At 39.5% G+C, this 16,114-nt stretch carries 15 protein-coding genes; 12 read left to right on the top strand and 3 right to left on the bottom strand.

Features of this window, described 5'->3' with window-relative positions; translation table 11 throughout:
- A partial coding sequence (locus H525_RS0114055) for a transposase (protein ID WP_027416721.1) occupies nucleotides 1-395 on the bottom strand: 395 nt, incomplete at its 3' end.
- 111 nt (nucleotides 396-506) lie between these two features.
- Entirely contained in the window at nucleotides 507-1,325 is an 819-nt protein-coding gene (locus H525_RS0114050) for a helix-turn-helix domain-containing protein (RefSeq protein WP_027416720.1), read from the bottom strand.
- 207 nt (nucleotides 1,326-1,532) lie between these two features.
- Between H525_RS0114050 and H525_RS0114045 the strand changes: the two genes are divergently transcribed.
- The 3 genes from H525_RS0114045 to H525_RS0114035 all read left to right on the top strand — a co-directional run bounded on the left by H525_RS0114045 (nucleotide 1,533) and on the right by H525_RS0114035 (nucleotide 5,523).
- Nucleotides 1,533-3,485: a primary-amine oxidase gene (locus tag H525_RS0114045; RefSeq protein ID WP_027416719.1), complete on the top strand. Its 1,953-nt coding sequence runs from the start codon at nucleotides 1,533-1,535 to the stop codon at nucleotides 3,483-3,485.
- Nucleotides 3,486-3,659: 174 nt separating this feature from the next.
- Complete coding sequence (locus H525_RS0114040) at nucleotides 3,660-4,145, top strand: hypothetical protein (protein ID WP_155837302.1); 486 nt, start codon at nucleotides 3,660-3,662, stop codon at nucleotides 4,143-4,145.
- A 115-nt stretch (nucleotides 4,146-4,260) separates the two neighbouring features.
- Nucleotides 4,261-5,523 carry an ammonium transporter gene (locus H525_RS0114035; protein ID WP_211237016.1) on the top strand — a complete coding sequence of 421 codons (1,263 nt, stop codon included), beginning with the start codon at nucleotides 4,261-4,263 and terminating at the stop codon, nucleotides 5,521-5,523.
- Nucleotides 5,524-5,895: 372 nt separating this feature from the next.
- Here the strand turns inward: H525_RS0114035 and H525_RS0114030 are convergent, their stop codons facing one another.
- Nucleotides 5,896-6,936, bottom strand: coding sequence for an IS30 family transposase (locus tag H525_RS0114030; RefSeq protein ID WP_027416716.1), 1,041 nt, complete (start codon nucleotides 6,934-6,936; stop codon nucleotides 5,896-5,898).
- A gap of 177 nt (nucleotides 6,937-7,113) precedes the next feature.
- Here H525_RS0114030 and H525_RS0114025 point away from each other — a divergent pair, with 177 nt between their 5' ends.
- The 9 genes from H525_RS0114025 (at nucleotide 7,114) to cas1 (ending at nucleotide 16,086) form a co-directional block, all read left to right on the top strand.
- Nucleotides 7,114-7,635 carry a helix-turn-helix transcriptional regulator gene (locus H525_RS0114025; RefSeq protein ID WP_027416715.1) on the top strand — a complete coding sequence of 174 codons (522 nt, stop codon included), beginning with the start codon at nucleotides 7,114-7,116 and terminating at the stop codon, nucleotides 7,633-7,635.
- On the top strand, nucleotides 7,631-8,083 hold the full coding sequence (locus tag H525_RS29615; RefSeq protein WP_081413414.1) for a helix-turn-helix transcriptional regulator: 453 nt from the start codon (nucleotides 7,631-7,633) through the stop codon (nucleotides 8,081-8,083). The genes H525_RS0114025 and H525_RS29615 overlap by 5 nt, the downstream gene beginning before the upstream one ends.
- Before the next feature lie 339 nt (nucleotides 8,084-8,422).
- A complete protein-coding gene (cas6, locus tag H525_RS0114015) occupies nucleotides 8,423-9,139 on the top strand; it encodes a CRISPR-associated endoribonuclease Cas6 (protein ID WP_027416714.1) in 717 nt (238 codons plus the stop codon).
- Between the two features lie 2 nt (nucleotides 9,140-9,141).
- Nucleotides 9,142-10,968, top strand: coding sequence for a hypothetical protein (locus tag H525_RS0114010; protein ID WP_027416713.1), 1,827 nt, complete (start codon nucleotides 9,142-9,144; stop codon nucleotides 10,966-10,968).
- Nucleotides 10,961-11,854 carry a type I-B CRISPR-associated protein Cas7/Cst2/DevR gene (gene cas7i / locus H525_RS0114005; protein WP_027416712.1) on the top strand — a complete coding sequence of 298 codons (894 nt, stop codon included), beginning with the start codon at nucleotides 10,961-10,963 and terminating at the stop codon, nucleotides 11,852-11,854. Before H525_RS0114010 ends, cas7i begins: the two co-directional genes overlap by 8 nt.
- Nucleotides 11,854-12,546: a type I-B CRISPR-associated protein Cas5b gene (gene cas5b, locus H525_RS0114000; RefSeq protein WP_027416711.1), complete on the top strand. Its 693-nt coding sequence runs from the start codon at nucleotides 11,854-11,856 to the stop codon at nucleotides 12,544-12,546. Before cas7i ends, cas5b begins: the two co-directional genes overlap by 1 nt.
- A gap of 50 nt (nucleotides 12,547-12,596) precedes the next feature.
- Complete coding sequence (locus tag H525_RS24190; protein ID WP_051331050.1) at nucleotides 12,597-14,813, top strand: CRISPR-associated helicase/endonuclease Cas3; 2,217 nt, start codon at nucleotides 12,597-12,599, stop codon at nucleotides 14,811-14,813.
- A gap of 15 nt (nucleotides 14,814-14,828) precedes the next feature.
- Nucleotides 14,829-15,350, top strand: a complete 522-nt coding sequence (gene cas4, locus H525_RS0113990; protein ID WP_027416710.1) for a CRISPR-associated protein Cas4 — start codon at nucleotides 14,829-14,831, stop codon at nucleotides 15,348-15,350.
- Nucleotides 15,340-16,086: a CRISPR-associated endonuclease Cas1 gene (gene cas1, locus H525_RS24185; RefSeq protein WP_245590489.1), complete on the top strand. Its 747-nt coding sequence runs from the start codon at nucleotides 15,340-15,342 to the stop codon at nucleotides 16,084-16,086. Before cas4 ends, cas1 begins: the two co-directional genes overlap by 11 nt.
- Nucleotides 16,087-16,114: the final 28 nt, after the last annotated feature.

Here is a 16,114-nt window from a genome sequence, read left to right as displayed (position 1 = left end):
GTTGCTTTGTCGGCGTTATGCTCATGAACGGTTTGCTTGAGGGTCAGGATTTTTCCGGCAGGGCAAACGTACGTATCCGATTCCGGCACGTAGGTAAAGTTGTTTTTGTCATAGGGATTCCCGTGCCCTTTGCCTTCTTTGGACGCGGCAATGTAGGCGTCTACCTTGGCTTTATCCGCTGCTTTAATGTTGTCTGCACTGAAGTAGCCAGCATCTGCGCTGGTCTTCTTTGGCATGCTTCCTGTGTTTGCTTCGATGGAATCAAGAGCACCCTGAAATTGTTGTTGGTCACTGCTACTGTTGCTCATTTGAAGCCCTACGATGATGCCATGGTCGGAGTCCACAGCGATTTGCGGGTTATATCCTTGAATCATGCCTTGGGTCTTCGTGTCCATGATGCGGGACTCGGAATCCGGATTCCAGGCGTTTCATCTCTTGCTTCATTCGCTCTCGCGACATCGCCTTCGCGACGGAAGGGGCATATCCCTGTTTCGTCGGACAGACTCCTAGGGGAATTTTTCTTTATATTGTTTCGGTGTTAAATTAATCATTTTTTTAAATCCTCTAATAAAATGCGCTTGATCATAATATCCATTTTCATGAATGATATCTAATAAGTCAGAGCCATCTATTTGAAGAAATCGATCTAAAGAATTTTGAAATCTAACAATTTGACAAAACTGTTTTGGTGAAAATCCGATATACTCCTCAAACTTTCTACGTATATACTGCTCCGAGTATCCCATATATTTTGATAATTGGCTAATATTTAACATACCATTGGATGAGTAAATTTTCTGAATAGCATAGTCAACAATCTTTTGATCATAACCTACATCAAAATGAATCCTTTTCATAAACTTTTTAAACAGTTCAATCCTCTCCCCAAAAGACATTCCGGTTGCTATTACCTCCACAATAAATGAATCTGCGGACATCACATCAAATAATGGAATTTGCTTATCTAAAAGCTCTCTCATTGAATAATTCAACTTTATTGCTCCTTGCTCAGGGAAAAATCTAACTCCAAAATAATCGCAGTCATTTTGAAAATTCGGTTGCTTACGTCGCTGGAATGGACTGGTCCAAAGAAAAGCAGAGGGGTTCTTTGGACTACAGCAAAATAATATATCAAAACAACCATCAGGAATGAGTGAAAGAGAAGTGAGTGAATCTTTGTTGGTTTTGAATTGATAAAATAATGCAATATCTTTGCTCATGGGGGAATCCATAGGTTTTGATTCTTCGTAAGAACTTGTGCTGATTTGGATTTCTGGTTGAGAGGGAAAATAATATCTTTCGTTTAACTTTATAAAATTAGTCAAAATGTATCCCTCCTAAATTACATCTTGTTTTAAAGCCTTTAATTAAATAAATGATAATATGCGAAATTAGGTGGAGTCTAACGTTGTGTAAGAAATTATGACATATATTTTACATAGTTTCGTTTTTTACAATAAAAACAGTGTAAAAGTAATTATTCTTAAGAGGACGAAATAACTTTAGAAACTATGTAAAGGGAGGATTATCTTATGCAAACACAAGAAATAAAAGCACAGAAAGTTTCTCATCCTTTAGAGCCTTTAACAGCTGAAGAAATTACAAAAGCAGTCGCGATTTTACGAGAGAAACAGAATATAAGCAGTTCTGCGAGATTCGCCCAGGTGGTATTACAAGAACCTTTAAAAGAAGTAGTCTTAAATTATCAAGAAGGAGATCCTGTTAACCGCGAAGCCTTCATTATTATTTTAGATAATGCCAAAGAAAAAACGTACGAAGCAGTTGTTTCGATTACAAACGAAGAGGTTGTCTCATGGGAGCATATTCCAGATGTTCAACCGGGCTTTATGCTGGATGAATTTGAGGAATGTGAACGAGCGGTGAAAAATAATCCTGACTATCAGGCTGCTCTATTAAAACGCGGTGTGACAGACCCTGATTTGGTGATGATTGACCCCTGGTCTGCCGGTTACTTTAATGTGGAAGAAGATGAAGGAAAAAGGGTAGCACGCGCATTAGCCTGGGTCAGGAAATTTCCAAATGACAATGGATATGCTTATCCGCTGACAGGCCTTATTGCCGTAGTTGATTTAAATAAGATGGAAGTAATGCGGATAGAAGATTACGCCGTGAAGCCGCTACCTCCTTTCGATGGAAACTACACACCGGAAACCTCTGATTCTATTGAATTACGGAAAGATGTAAAACCATTAGAGATCATCCAGCCGGAAGGTCCTAGCTTTGAAGTAGACGGGCATCATATCCGCTGGCAAAAATGGGATTTCCGTTTCAGCTTTACTCCGAGAGAAGGACTTGTTCTTCACACAGTAGGATTTGAAGATAAAGGAAAGATTCGCCCGATCCTTTATCGCGCTTCACTAGCAGAAATGGTCGTTCCTTATGGGGAAGCAAGTGACATGCATAACCGTCAAAATGCGTTTGATGCCGGGGAATATGGGATGGGCCAATTAGCGAATTCCTTAACCCTCGGTTGTGACTGCCTGGGTGAAATTCGTTATTTTGATGCCGTCATGACGGACAGCAAAGGGAGTATAAAAACCATTCCTAATGCGATTTGCCTGCATGAGGAAGATTATGGAGTTGCCTGGAAACATACGGACTGGAGAACGGAAGAAGTAGAAGTACGACGTTCGCGCCGCCTGGTCATTTCATTTTTCGCAACGGTTGCCAACTATGATTACGGATTTTTCTGGTCTTTCTATCAAGACGGAACGATGGAAATGGAAGTCAAATTAACAGGAATGTTAAATACGGGCGCCCTTGATGAAGGCGAAAAACCGAAATATGGAACAATGATAGCGCCGCAGCTGAATGCACCTTTCCACCAGCATTTCTTTAACTTCCGCCTCGATACACAATTAGATGGAACCAACAATTCCGTGGTGGAAATTAATACAGTACCGGAAACGAGAGGGGAACATAATCCTTATAATAACGCGTTCTATATTGAAACAAAAACCTTTAAAACAGAGCAAGAAGCCCAGCGTATTATGGATCTGGCCTCTCAGCGCACATGGAAAATTATTAACCCGAATTCATTGAACGCTGTGGGACAGCCGGTAGGATACAAGATTATGCCGGGTGAAAATTGTCTTCCTTTCGCCTACGACGATTCCAGCCTGATCAAACGGGCAGGATTTATTAAAAATCATTTGCACGTGACAAAATTTGACCGTGATGAAATGTATGCTTCCGGAAAATATCCGAACCAGCACAAAGGCGGCGATGGATTAACAAAATATGCCCAGGCCAACCGCAATATTGAGAATGAGGATATCGTGGTGTGGTATACAATGGGTCACCATCATATTACTCGCCCGGAAGATTGGCCGGTCATGCCAACTGCTTATATTAACTTCCAATTAAAGCCGGTTGGTTTTTTTGATCGTAACCCTGCGATTGATTTACCGCGTCCTACACCGAAATCATGCCATACGAAAGCTGGTTCTTCTTGCCAGCATTAATTTAGGGAAAAAGGAGTTGGAATCTCTTCTGCCGGCTCCTTTTTCCACAACGGAAAACAAAATTACATTTTCCGGAGGTGGGATATGTTACTGAGCATTAGTGCACTTATGGTGTTATTTTTTACACTCTATTATAGAACCAAAGTTTGTCCGAACAAACAACATGTAAGCCCAATGACAGGGAAAAGCATCACGATGGCTATGGGAATGGTAAGCAGTTTAATGGTCGGCTTGTTTTCAGCCATTCTACTTCAAGGTCAGTTAGCTGTTTCTACCGTTTTGGCTATCCTGATAAGTATGCTTATCGCTTATTTTATCGGTCAGCCGTTCGGCTTACTGGCTGTTATAGAAGCATTGGCTGCCAGTCTGATGGGAAGTATGATGGGAGCGATGTTAGGAGAGATGCTGCCGGTCAATCATACTACGCTTTTGATTATCCCCATGGATGCTATCTACCTTTTTAGCGTTTCTTCCATTATGATGCTTATCCATAAGGAAATAGTGAAGAAGGATGTGCAGGCACACCGGTCTTATTCCTTTCTCGTGACGATAGCTATACCAATCCTTCTTATTGGAATGGCCACCTTTTTAGACATCAATCACACGGAAAATAAACAAAATATGAGCAGTCATAATCACCATCATATGATGAAAGAATAGAGGAGGTTATAATATGATCGCTTTGTTTAAAAAAGGAGGTTCTTTCTTAGCTTTAGCACTAGGGCTTTTCATGATATTTCCGTTAGACGTATTTGGGGCAGAAAACGCTCCTAAAATAGATACAGGAGATACAACATGGATGTTGATTGCTACAGCCATTGTGATTTTTATGCATGTACCGGGTCTCGCTCTTTTTTATGGGGGACTTGTCAGTGAACGAAACGTTGTTTCCACAATGATGCATAGCTTTGTCAGTCTTTTAATCGTCTCTGTTGTTTGGGTGCTATGGGGATACAGCCTTAGCTTCGGACCAGATATTGCAGGGGTGATAGGGGGATTTGATTATTTAGGATTTAACGGAGTAGGGGAGGAAGCAGCTCTTGGCACGCTCACGATTCCTCACTATATCTTTGCAATATTTCAATGTGCTTTTGCGGCCATTACGGTTGCCATTATCTCCGGAGGCATTGCAGGACGTATTTCCTTTGCAGCATGGGTTCTCTTTTCAGCTTTATGGGTAACTTTTGTTTATGCACCAATGGCTCACTGGGTATGGGGCGGCGGATGGCTGTTCACAATGGGTGAACTGGATTTTGCCGGCGGAACGGTCGTTCATATTCTGTCGGGTGTTAGTGCTCTTACAGCTGCCATAGTGATTGGTCCCAGGTTTGAACATTTAAAGAGAGATCATGCCCCGCACAATATTGTCCTTTTCCTAATAGGGGCCGCTACCCTTTGGTTTGGCTGGTTTGGTTTTAATGCGGGGAGTGCCCTTGCTGCTAATGGTGTAACAGCACTTGCTTTTGCCAATACGCACGTGGCCGCATGTGCAGCGGGGATTGGCTGGTTTGCTATCGAATGGATCATCCGAAAACGGCCGACTCTTGTTGGGACTGCAACCGGAGCGATTGCCGGATTGGTTGCAATTACTCCTGCAGCAGGCTATGTTACGATTCCTTCCGCTTTAATTATTGGAGTTATTTCCGCTCCTGTTTGTTATTTTGCTATACATTTTATCAAGGCACGCTTTAAATATGATGATACGTTAGATGCTTTTGGGGTCCATGGTATAGGCGGTATATGGGGGGCTGTTGCTACGGGCATTTTCGCGACTAAAGATGTAAATCCAGCTGGAAACAATGGCTTGCTTTATGGGAATCCTCAGCAACTTTTTCATCAATGTGTAGGTGTAGCTACAGCGATTATCTTAGCAACCGTAGGAACGTTCATTATTTTAAAAGTAATCAGCTTATTTATATCATTACGTGTAAGCAAAGAGGAAGAATTGATGGGCTTAGACCTGAGTTTTCATGAAGAACCCGCCTATAATACAGTTGCTCAATCAGCAGATGCCATGAAAATTTCGAAGTCGAGTTAAGGTGCTTCCTGGTCTATACATTAAACAACTACTTTTAACACCGTTCGCGAATTTTCGAACGGTGTTTATGCTGTAATGTTAATGACATACTATATTGTCCAGAGCTTGACGGTGTTCGTTGTCCGAACTTTGAAGGAAATCGTGTCCAAATCTTATTTGAAAGAAGGGAGATTCATGACAATTCTCCCTCAACCACCCAATTTAAATACTGTGTTTTAGTGCAAACCAAACATCTTACCGATGGCGTGAAACAACATTGTAAAACCGCCAACGGGCTCCTCCTTTCATATAATGATTTGGTATATTTACCAAAAAATTACTTAAATTGCAAGAATAAATGCAACAACACACGACAATCCATAATCTGTAAGATTAAACGACCGATTTTAACTCTTCATGGTAAAGATCATTTGGTGATCGATAGCCCAATATTTTTCTGGGGAGCGTGTTGCACCAGTTTTCCACGTAGGCAATAAGTGACTCATCGATGTCGTCAATTGATTTGCCCTTGGGGATGAATCGACGAATCAGTCCATTGTGACGCTCGTTTGTTCCTCTTTCGCTCGATGTGTAGGGATGGGTGTAATACACTTCTACTTGTGCTGGGTTAATGGCATGACTTAGTTCGCTAAATTCAGAGCCGTTGTCTGATGTGATCGTCTTAAAGACACTTGAGAAGGTAGAGCCATAGATATTCTTGAGTGCCTGCATGGCTTTCTTCACGCTGTCTGCTGTCTTTTGATCGATCTTGATCATGTGTTCCTTGCGTGTTTTACGCTCTGTTAATGTGAGAAGGGCTGCTCCCTGCTTACGAGATCCTAGCACGGTATCGATCTCCCAGTGGCCAAATTCCTTACGCTCATCGATATGTGGCGGGCGTTGCTCGATGCTTGTACCGAGAACTTTCTTATGCTGCCGTATTCGCTTCTGTTTCGTATTACGGGTCACTTTCAAGGGCAGGTCGATATTCTTTACTGGGAGCAAACCTAGATCGATATAATGATACAGTGTTTTCGTGCAAACCATCGCATTCTCAAATCGCTTCTGAGCCTTGGCATAGCCACAAATCGCATCAGGTGACCAGTGATCCTTTTGCATCTTTTCTACAGCGAATTGGATGAATTCAGAGGCTTGAGCAAGTTTGTACTTCGCACCACAATGAGAACGGTTCTTTTCGTAAACGGCTTGTCCAGTGTCAGGGAAATAGACGGTATGTTCCGTTAGATCCGATCGTCTTTGGGTGACTCTGCCACGTTTGAGTTCTCGTGAGATCGTGGATTTGTGGCAGCCGATCTCGTTTGCAATCGCTTGTAGGGACTTCCCTTGTTTCCACAGAACTTGGATTTTACCACGATCAAATGCATTCAAATGTGTAAAGGTTCGTTTCTTTGTGTTACGATAAGAGCGAGCCATTGGTAATTCCTCCTGTTATGAATTGGTTTGGTCGACTTAATCATAACGGAATTACCGTGGCTTTTGTGATATTTTATTTGTTGCATTTCATTTTACAATGAACCATATGAAAAAGGTGTTGTTGCGAGAATAGACGTATTATAATGTATTATGGTGGATGATGTGGGGAGGCAAGCTATGTCACGCATGCAAAAAGTTGAACGATTATTCTATATTATTAAATATTTGAACAATCATGAAACGTCCACGGCAGAAGAGTTAGCAAAAGATTGTCAAACTTCGGTTCGCAGTATTTACAGGGATATGAAAGATTTAGAGAGTTTAGGGTTTTATTATACAAATGAAGGAAAAAAAGGGTATAAACTTATACATCAGCCTGTGAACACTAACTGTAATCTAACTTTCGATGAATGGATGGCGCTTATTCTCTTTCCGCTCCTTACCGGTGATATCGTTTCTAGAAAACATCCTTTTCATCATGCTTATCGATCGGGACTTGAAAAGATAGGGAAAAATATTAAAAATCATAAAACAATTATTCCTATCAGCTCTGAATTGGGGGAACGAATCTTATTTAAAGACCAACACAGAGACTCTTGTCAAACGAATGTGATGCCTACCCTGATTGAAGCTATTATTGAAAATAAATCCATTCATGTATCGTATTACTCTATTTATAGAAATGTGACTTCGAATTGATCCTTATTATCTAGTTCCTCGGGGTGGGCACCTTTATTTAATTGCTTTTTGTCATTTTCGTCAGGAGGTTCGTATTTTTCGATTAAGCCGTATTCAAACGATTAAAGTACTAGAACAAACTTTTACTATTCCGAAGACTTTCAACATTTCAGAGTATTTAGCGAATCGCTGGTCCATTTTCGCAGAAGACACTAAACCAACAAATTTTGTCGTTAAATTTCATAAGGAAGTCGCTCGATATATATATGAGTATGATTTTTATATTAATACTTCGTTAGAAGAAGTAGAGGATGGCTCGCTGTTGTTAAGAACAAAAGTGAAAAGCAAAAAAGAATTTATGAGATGGCTCCGTTCATTTGGTATAAATGCAGAAGTTCTGGAGCCTATGGAGGTACGAGAACAACTTAGAATTGAGTATGAACAAATGCTTCGACAATATCAGAAATAAACACAGACTACTATTTGAACGGTGTGGGATATAAATATTATTTATTTATTGATATGTACTATAAAATTTATTTGAACGTAGCGGAAAAAATTAATGCTAACCTTTGCCTCTTTGAATTTTTTCAAAGAGGTTTTTTAAGTTTTTTCTTTATTCTCTTAAATGATTACGAACGATTGTTCTGTGACAGTATTTGTCATACTAGCAAGTATTATTGGAATAGAGGATAGTATTAGAATAGTTTTAAAGTTTTACAAAAAATAGTTGTTTGAGTAGGAAAATAATGTTATATTAGAAATGGAAAGTATACCTATTCAATAAATATATAATAGGAGGTGTATTATGCGCTTTGTTGTCAGTTATAAAGTAAATGTGTTGGATCTGACATACCGGATGAAAGTATATGGTCTTATTAAGGAAGCGGTTCGTTTGGCAAATGGCCGATATTATGAACAACTTTTTGAACAATCAGGAAATAAAATGAAGCCGTATTCCTTCGCTGTTTTTTTGCACAACTTCTCTCTACAGGACACCACGATTCATCTTGATAAAATAAAGATCACGATTAGCAGCCCTGATATAGAATTTTGTGTTCACTGTTTTAATGGACTTCGGAAAGTCAAGGAATATCAAGTGAATGATGAAGTATGGCTTCAATCACAAATCCAACTGCTAAACGAACATACGATTACAAATAGAAAAGTTATACTGAGAACCATTTCTCCAATTTTAATCGAAGATAAAAACGGAAAACCTTTGTCCCCAACGGATGCCAATTATGAAACAGAGTTAAATTACTATGCCAATTTGCAAGTGCAGCAGTTTGCAAATAGAGATCTTCATGAACAGCTTCGCTTTACACCTATACATATGAACAAAGCCGTTATAAAGGAAAGAAATAGACACTTGAAATCTGATTCCTACCTTTATTTCACTACGTATAAAGGCTTATTTATGCTGGAAGGGGATCCGCGGGACTTGCAATTACTCTATCAGTTGGGTCTTGGTAAACGTACAGCTTATTTCGGTTTGGTAGATTATGAAGGTGAGGGGATGTGAGCATGTCCATTCATATAGATGCAGAACAGTGGCCTATGGCAGCTGGCTGCATTGGTCTGGCGAAGCTTTACTCGGAAGAAGAATTGCCGCGAACAGCGACGGGGATTCTGCTGCGCAAGGAGATTCTCGATACTCTTGCCGAGAAGTATGTTAGAGAACTTATTGAAGCGTTTAGCATTGTGAAACGTGACGTTAGAAGATTGGAATGGTATGCCCGCCAGGCGGAAAAAAAGCCTGAGCAGACGAAACAATGCGCAGCTGATGTACGAAAAAGCATGAACGATCAATATAAAAAGGTAGAACAAAATTTTTCTGAAACAGGCGAATGCCAGTGTTTAAAAGAATTGATGGAGGAGCTAAAAGAGGTAAAAAAACCAGAAGAAGCTCCAAAAATTAGAGAGACGATAGAACAATATGGTGACATCATGAAAACACCGTTTATTAATGAAAAGTTGACGTTGAATTTTGCAAAAACGATGATTCTGAAATCCTTCTATGGCCAAACTTCCATCCTTCAACCGACGTTTAATTCGAAAAGTACTGAAGAACATATTGCACAAATTGAAGCTGATTTTATTCAACCCGCTAAGCGTGAAATTGAGTTTGCCCAGATTTTAGAAGAAGCAACATCACACAAAGAGATCATTACGTTTTTGGAAGAACATAAGGAATATCAACCCATAAAATCTCATTCCTATAAGCCGTTTAAAGAGATTTTGAAGCAAATAAAAGAATATGAGAGTGTGGAAAATATTCGGAAGTATTTGAATGATGAATGGTTGCCCTGCAGTTTTATTGATGGGTTTATCTCAACACAATCTTATCAGGAAATGATTTTTTCTCCACTGTCTTTTTCAAAAAATAAAGCAGTGAATTTTAGCTGGGATTTTGACAGGCATCTTCCGGTTCCCATGAGTGCGGTGGCGCGATTGGTAATGTTTATTGCTCCTTTTGGGATGGCATTCTATTCGAGAAGGTTGGGAAATGAGCAGACCAATGAATCGCTGCGTTTTGCCGGAATTATCATCTCGCAAAAGCATTTTGCAGAAGTGATTAAAGAAAATATTACGTATCAAAAGATGCGGGGTAAGGGATCGAGCTTTGAAGAAGCAATAGTCGGATTGCTGCACGAATCTGTTGATAAAGCAAAGAAAATCAAAAATTCCTACTTTTTTCTTGAAATGTATTCAGATTACGATATGAAAAAAACATTAATAGACTACTATCACATGCCTGCTTATCTTGCCCGGTACTTGACTAAACATGGAAAAGCACTAGATTTACTTCTTCACCGGGATTTTAAAGATTCTTTCTTTAGAACTGTTTTAAAAGGAGTTGATCCTAAAGAAATCGTATTTGACTATTTACGAGTGGCTGTAACAGAACCCTTTCACGCAATGGGGGCATTTCATGCAACGCGTGAACGCAAGCGAATTCTGGAAGCGAAAAAAGGAGTGGAAGACATGACGAATTATGATAAAACCATATCCTATGTTTATTATCGTGGAGCGGATGTAAGAAAAGAAATGGTAAACGATCGTAATGAAAGTCAAGAAGGAGAAGGGGTACCATACCGGGCGAGCGGTAGGAAAAAGCTTGAGGGCATTGCCTATCGTTTACTGAATTCTGCAAAAGCAGGAAATAAAAGTGCCTTTATGGATACAATTTTCCGTATTCATATGGCTGTAGATCTTGAAGTTCCTTCTATTTTTGTTGACTCTTTTAGAGAGGAAGGATTGGATTTTGATACCATATCCAGTGCGTTTATTGCCGGATTGTTGGGACAAGAACAAACAAATAAAGATAAAGGAGATGTGACAAATGGGTAAGGCGTTATCTTTTACCGTCGTATTTCAAGCGAATTCATTAAACTATGGTGAGGGAATTGCCAATATTTCTGAATTAAAGAAAATTCATCGTGGCAACGGAGACGTGTTAACTTTTGCTTCCCGGCAAAGCATTCGTTATGATATTGTTCGCCTTGGAAACGAGTGGTTTGAGTGGAATCTTCAAACGGTTGATAAGACGAAAGGAACGTTGCAATTCAGAGAAGATGTCTCGATTGCTGACTCTGTTGAGATGGACTTATTTGGTTATTTAAAAACTGGGAAGAAATCACAAAAGCGACCGGCCGTTGCCCGTTTGTCCCATGCAGTTTCTCTTGAACCCTATCGAAGCGACATGGAATTTCTTAATAATATGGGGTTGGCAGAACGTATTCAGGAGACCCCGAATTTGGCTAACATTGAACAGCATGAGAGTCTTTATTCTTACACGATAACCATTGATTTAGACAAGGTTGGAAAGGATGGTGATATAGAGCTGAGCCAAGAAACACGACTGGATCGAATAGAGCAATTGCTTGAAATTATTAAATTATTGAATCGGAATATTCGTGGTCGTCAAGAAAGTCTGGCTCCTCTTTTTATCATTGGGGGTGTGTACCAGGTAGCCAATCCGTTTTTTCTGGGCCGAGTGAATCTGGAGGCACAATCACATAGCTGGAATATTAATGTAAATGCACTAAAGGACGTAACGGATACAACCTTTGCGGGCCAATCGATTCGAGAGCAAACCCATATTGGCTATGTCTCAGGCATGTTTGGTAATGAGGGGGAATTTGCTAGCGTAGTTGAAGGCAAAGCAGGATCAATCGAGGATTTTTTCACTGTAATTAAAAATGAGATTCGAGATTACTACGGAGTGAATGTGTAATGAAAGCCTTGCGCTTAAAGCTGTATCAGCAAACAGCCTGCTATAAAAAGCCATTTGCGTTTAAAGTTTCCGAAACGTATCCTTTACCGCCTTACTCGACAGTGAAGGGAATGCTGCATGCCGTCTTGGAAGCTACTTCACTTATTCCGATGAAAATTAGTATACAAGGACGATATGATACGTTAGCAACAGACTACCAAACTCATTATTTCTTTAAGAAGGACATCACCGATGAATTTGCCTTGACTGTTGATGGTTTAGGAATCGAGCGGGAAATGAAAGACGTCACAACGATGCCGATTTATATGCACATGCTTTATGATGTCGAACTGCTTATTCACGTACAGGCAGAGGCTGAAATTCTCCTGGAATTAGAGCGTAAAATTAACGCGACGACAACTCATTTGAGCCTTGGTCGATGGGAAGATTTGGTTCGGGTTGACGAGTGTGAGATTGTCAAATTAGCACAATGCCAAGATGAACCTCTATTAAAGTATGATACGTATGTCCCAATGAATTTTATTTCTACTGAAACGCATTTTCCTTATAAATTAAATTGGACATACCGGGTTGTAAAGGGAGTAAGGGTTTGGGATAAAATTCATGTAGGATATGTTCTTGCAGGAGAATCTATAGCCGAGTATGAAGAATTAGCCAAAGATTCTCATGGAGATTTACTATTTTTTCCGTAAAAAATAGAGGAAAGCGACCTGCTTTCCTCTTCTAATAAGGGGGCTTTTTTATGGAATTTTATGCAAAATCTTCTCCGGTAGAATCGATCAAAGAACATACGGATGAGCTTCTTAAACGTTTGGCTGCATTCAAAAAAATTTATCAATCATCACTGCCGTTGCTGTCAGAGCGAGACTGGGAGTTGCTTGAATTGGCGGTGAAGTATCATGATGTTGGCAAGGCGGATACTGTGTTTCAAAATAAAATTAGAAACGTCATCGGTGAACCTTTATTACCTGAAGCGAGTTCGAATCCTATTCCTCACAATCTACTATCGGTTATGGCAATCCCCTTCAAGTTATTAGGATTGGGAAAAGATGAGTCTATGCTTGTTGCTCAAGTCGTTGCTTATCACCATGAGCGGGGATTACTCCCGGATAAGCAGTACATTATGTCAAACTATAAGGAAAATATCCTTCCTTTAAAAATGGAGATTGAGAAACAGCTCGGTATTATCATTGACGAAAAAGTTCTAGGCTCAAAAATCAGCAAAATTGAACGAAGAATTCTTCCTTATGATGATATGTATTTCCGCTACATCCTCTTAAAAGGCTTTTTGCACCGACTTGATCATGCCGCTTCTGCTCATGTCCCTATTGAGTTGGCGGCGGAAATGGATGTAGGTGCTCATGTGAACCGTTTTTTCGAACGGTTAAAAGTCGACAAAAAACCTCTACAGATCTTCACAAAATCACATCAAGACCATCATTTAGTTGTTGTTGCGCAGACAGGCATGGGTAAGACAGAAGCCGGACTTTTTTGGCTTGGAAACAAGAAAGGTTTTTTTACCCTTCCTCTGCGTGTTAGCATTAATGCTATGTACAGTCGTATCACCAAAGAAGATAATATAGCTTTCACAAAAAAACAAGAAGAATTGGGCGAGGAAGCGACAGGACTTCTTCATTCTACTAGCCTTGATTATTTGTATGACCAGGAAGAAGGAAATGATGGGATTCTTGAAAAGGTACACAGCCAGTCGAAGGAGTTTGCTAATAAGCTTGTCATTTCAACTATTGATCAGATTCTGAAATTTCCGTTTTATTATTTAGGCTTTGAAAAGGAATATGCCACAATGGCTACATCCAAAGTGATTATCGATGAGCTACAGGCATATGACCCGAAAATTGCAGCTGTTCTCATTAGAGCGATGACGATGATCGATGCAATTGGAGGTTCCTTTATGATTATGACTGCGACTCTTCCTGATTTTTATTTTAAAGCACTTCAAAGAGAACTTTCTTCATCAAAAAAACCTCTATTATACCAAGAATTTATTGATGATTCTGTTAAAAGGCACAATGTCGTGTTAAAGGCACAATCGATTCTAGAAAATCCAATTGTGGAGGAAATAGTGACAAACAGTGCTTCGAAAAAAATTCTTGTTATTTGCAATACAGTGGATCGTGCTTGTAAAGTTTATGATTGCTTACATAGTCTGGGGGCGCCTGTCTGGTTATTGCATTCGCGTTTTACGAAAAGAGACCGTAGCCGATTGGAGAAGCAGATTATTGAATTTGCAACAAATGCTGAATGTGGGGTATGGGTTACAACGCAGCTTGTAGAAGCCAGTCTTGATATTGACTTTGATATGCTCTACACAGAAATGTCATCCTTGGATAGTCAATTTCAACGTTATGGACGCTGCAACCGTAAAGGTTTAAAGCCTGTTGACAAAGTGAACGTTTATGTATTGACAGAAGATGTGTCAGGTGTCAACAAAACGAGAGGTGTATATCATCCTGAAATTTATGAGCGGAGCCTGGAATTGCTGAAAAAACATTCAGAAGGTTTATTGTTGGAGTCAGTCAAGCAAGAAATGATTAGAGAACTCTATGATGAGAAAAAATTGGAAAATAGTAACTTTAAAAATGAGTTTATTCAAACGTTAGAAGAATTAAAAAACCGCCCCCATTATGATCCTGATTTTAAAAAAGGAAAAGCTCAGGAGTTACTTCGCGACATCCATCAGGTTCAGGCGATTCCTGCTGTATTTATAGAACAGGAAGAATTTCAAAAAAGTCTAGCAGCATGGAGAAATGCACAATCAAAGCAAGAAAAAAGACGCTATAGGAATGGTATTGAATCTTATAGCGTTGGAGTAAACAAATATCGAGCTGAAAAAGTGGGGTTATCTGAGATAGAGGAAATAAAAGGATTATTTTATATCCATTGCGGTTATAGTTCTGAAAAAGGGTTACTCCTTCAGTCTGAAGACCTATTTTCATAGGGAGGAGAGCATATCATGCAGCTGATGCAAACAGTGGGTGGAGTTGATCTTGCCTACTATGTCTTGTGTAAGCGCAAGTTATGGTTATATAAAAAGGGAATTGGCATGGAAGAGGAATCGGACCGGGTTATGCAAGGCAAGGTACTTCATGAAACATCTTATACTCGTTTGGAGAAAAAAGAAATTTTAATCGATGGTGCATTTAAGATCGATGCATTGGATGGAGAATATGTCAGGGAAGTCAAGATCTCAAGTAAAATGATGGAATCAGATAAAATGCAAATGCTTTTTTATCTGTATCAGCTTGCGTTAAGGGGAATCGATAAAAAAGGGTTAATCAGCTATACAAAAGAAAAGAAAACGGTTGAAATAGTTTTAACAAACGAGAAGCAGCAAGAGGTCAAACAAGCTATTGCCGGAGTTTATCAAGTTATCGATGAACTTTCTCCTCCTAAAGTGGTAAAAGTACCATATTGTAAATCTTGTGCTTATTTTGGTTTCTGTTATGCAAGGGAGGTAGACGAAGATGATGCGTGACCATTATGTTTTTTCCAATGGAAGGTTAAAACGAAAAAACAATACGATTTATTTTGAGGGAGAAGATGGTGAAAAGAAGCCGCTCCCGATTGAGAAAATTAGAACGCTACATTTGTTTGGAGAAGTTGATATAAACAGCAAGCTCTTGACGTATTTAAGCCAATATGGTATTTCATTACAGTTTTATAACTACTATGGTTTTTTTTCTGGTGCATACTACCCAAGAGAAAGCAAGGAATCTGGATATGTGATTGTCAAACAAAGTGAACATTATTCTGATAGGAATAAAAGATTATATATAGCCTACCAATTTTTGAATGGGGCTGTTCATCATATGTTGCGAAATTTACGAAGTCATAAAGAGGAAACCATGCAACATATTGAAGAAATACAAATCCTTTATGACCAATTGCAAAAAACGATGTCTATTCCAGAATTAATGGGAAAAGAGGGGCAAATCCGCCACCTGTATTACCAGGCATTTAACCATATTTTTAAGCAAGATTTCGTGCTGGAAAAGCGGGAGAAGCAACCGCCGAGAGACCCTGTAAATGCACTGATTTCATTTGGCAATACCCTTATGTACCGTGTCGTACTTGGAGAAATTTACAAAACACCATTAAATCCTACCATAAGTTATCTACACGAACCATCGACAAAGCGCTTCTCTCGGATTAACCCCGCTTATTTGGACATACCTTCTATTTTGAGTCATTTTCGTTACATTTCGTATTAAGCTTTTCTCCCTGTCGTTGGCCATTGAC

The sequence above is a fragment of the Aneurinibacillus terranovensis DSM 18919 genome, assembly GCF_000430625.1.
In the GTDB taxonomy this organism is placed as follows: domain Bacteria; phylum Bacillota; class Bacilli; order Aneurinibacillales; family Aneurinibacillaceae; genus Aneurinibacillus_B; species Aneurinibacillus_B terranovensis.
The sequence above is the reverse complement of the archived record's forward strand: the minus strand, read 5'-3'. Positions and strand labels throughout refer to the sequence as shown.

Excerpts from the sequence above, each read along its gene's own strand:
- cas6 (WP_027416714.1), top strand. The coding sequence starts at position 8,423 with ATGCGCTTTGTTGTCAGTTATAAAGTAAATGTGTTGGATCTGACATAC.
- H525_RS0114040 (WP_155837302.1), top strand. The coding sequence starts at position 3,660 with ATGACAGGGAAAAGCATCACGATGGCTATGGGAATGGTAAGCAGTTTA.
- H525_RS24190 (WP_051331050.1), top strand. The coding sequence starts at position 12,597 with ATGGAATTTTATGCAAAATCTTCTCCGGTAGAATCGATCAAAGAACAT.
- H525_RS0114025 (WP_027416715.1), top strand. The coding sequence starts at position 7,114 with ATGTCACGCATGCAAAAAGTTGAACGATTATTCTATATTATTAAATAT.
- cas1 (WP_245590489.1), top strand. The coding sequence starts at position 15,340 with ATGATGCGTGACCATTATGTTTTTTCCAATGGAAGGTTAAAACGAAAA.
- H525_RS0114045 (WP_027416719.1), top strand. The coding sequence starts at position 1,533 with ATGCAAACACAAGAAATAAAAGCACAGAAAGTTTCTCATCCTTTAGAG.
- H525_RS0114010 (WP_027416713.1), top strand. The coding sequence starts at position 9,142 with ATGTCCATTCATATAGATGCAGAACAGTGGCCTATGGCAGCTGGCTGC.
- H525_RS0114030 (WP_027416716.1), bottom strand. The coding sequence starts at position 6,936 with ATGGCTCGCTCTTATCGTAACACAAAGAAACGAACCTTTACACATTTG.
- cas7i (WP_027416712.1), top strand. The coding sequence starts at position 10,961 with ATGGGTAAGGCGTTATCTTTTACCGTCGTATTTCAAGCGAATTCATTA.
- cas4 (WP_027416710.1), top strand. The coding sequence starts at position 14,829 with ATGCAGCTGATGCAAACAGTGGGTGGAGTTGATCTTGCCTACTATGTC.
- cas5b (WP_027416711.1), top strand. The coding sequence starts at position 11,854 with ATGAAAGCCTTGCGCTTAAAGCTGTATCAGCAAACAGCCTGCTATAAA.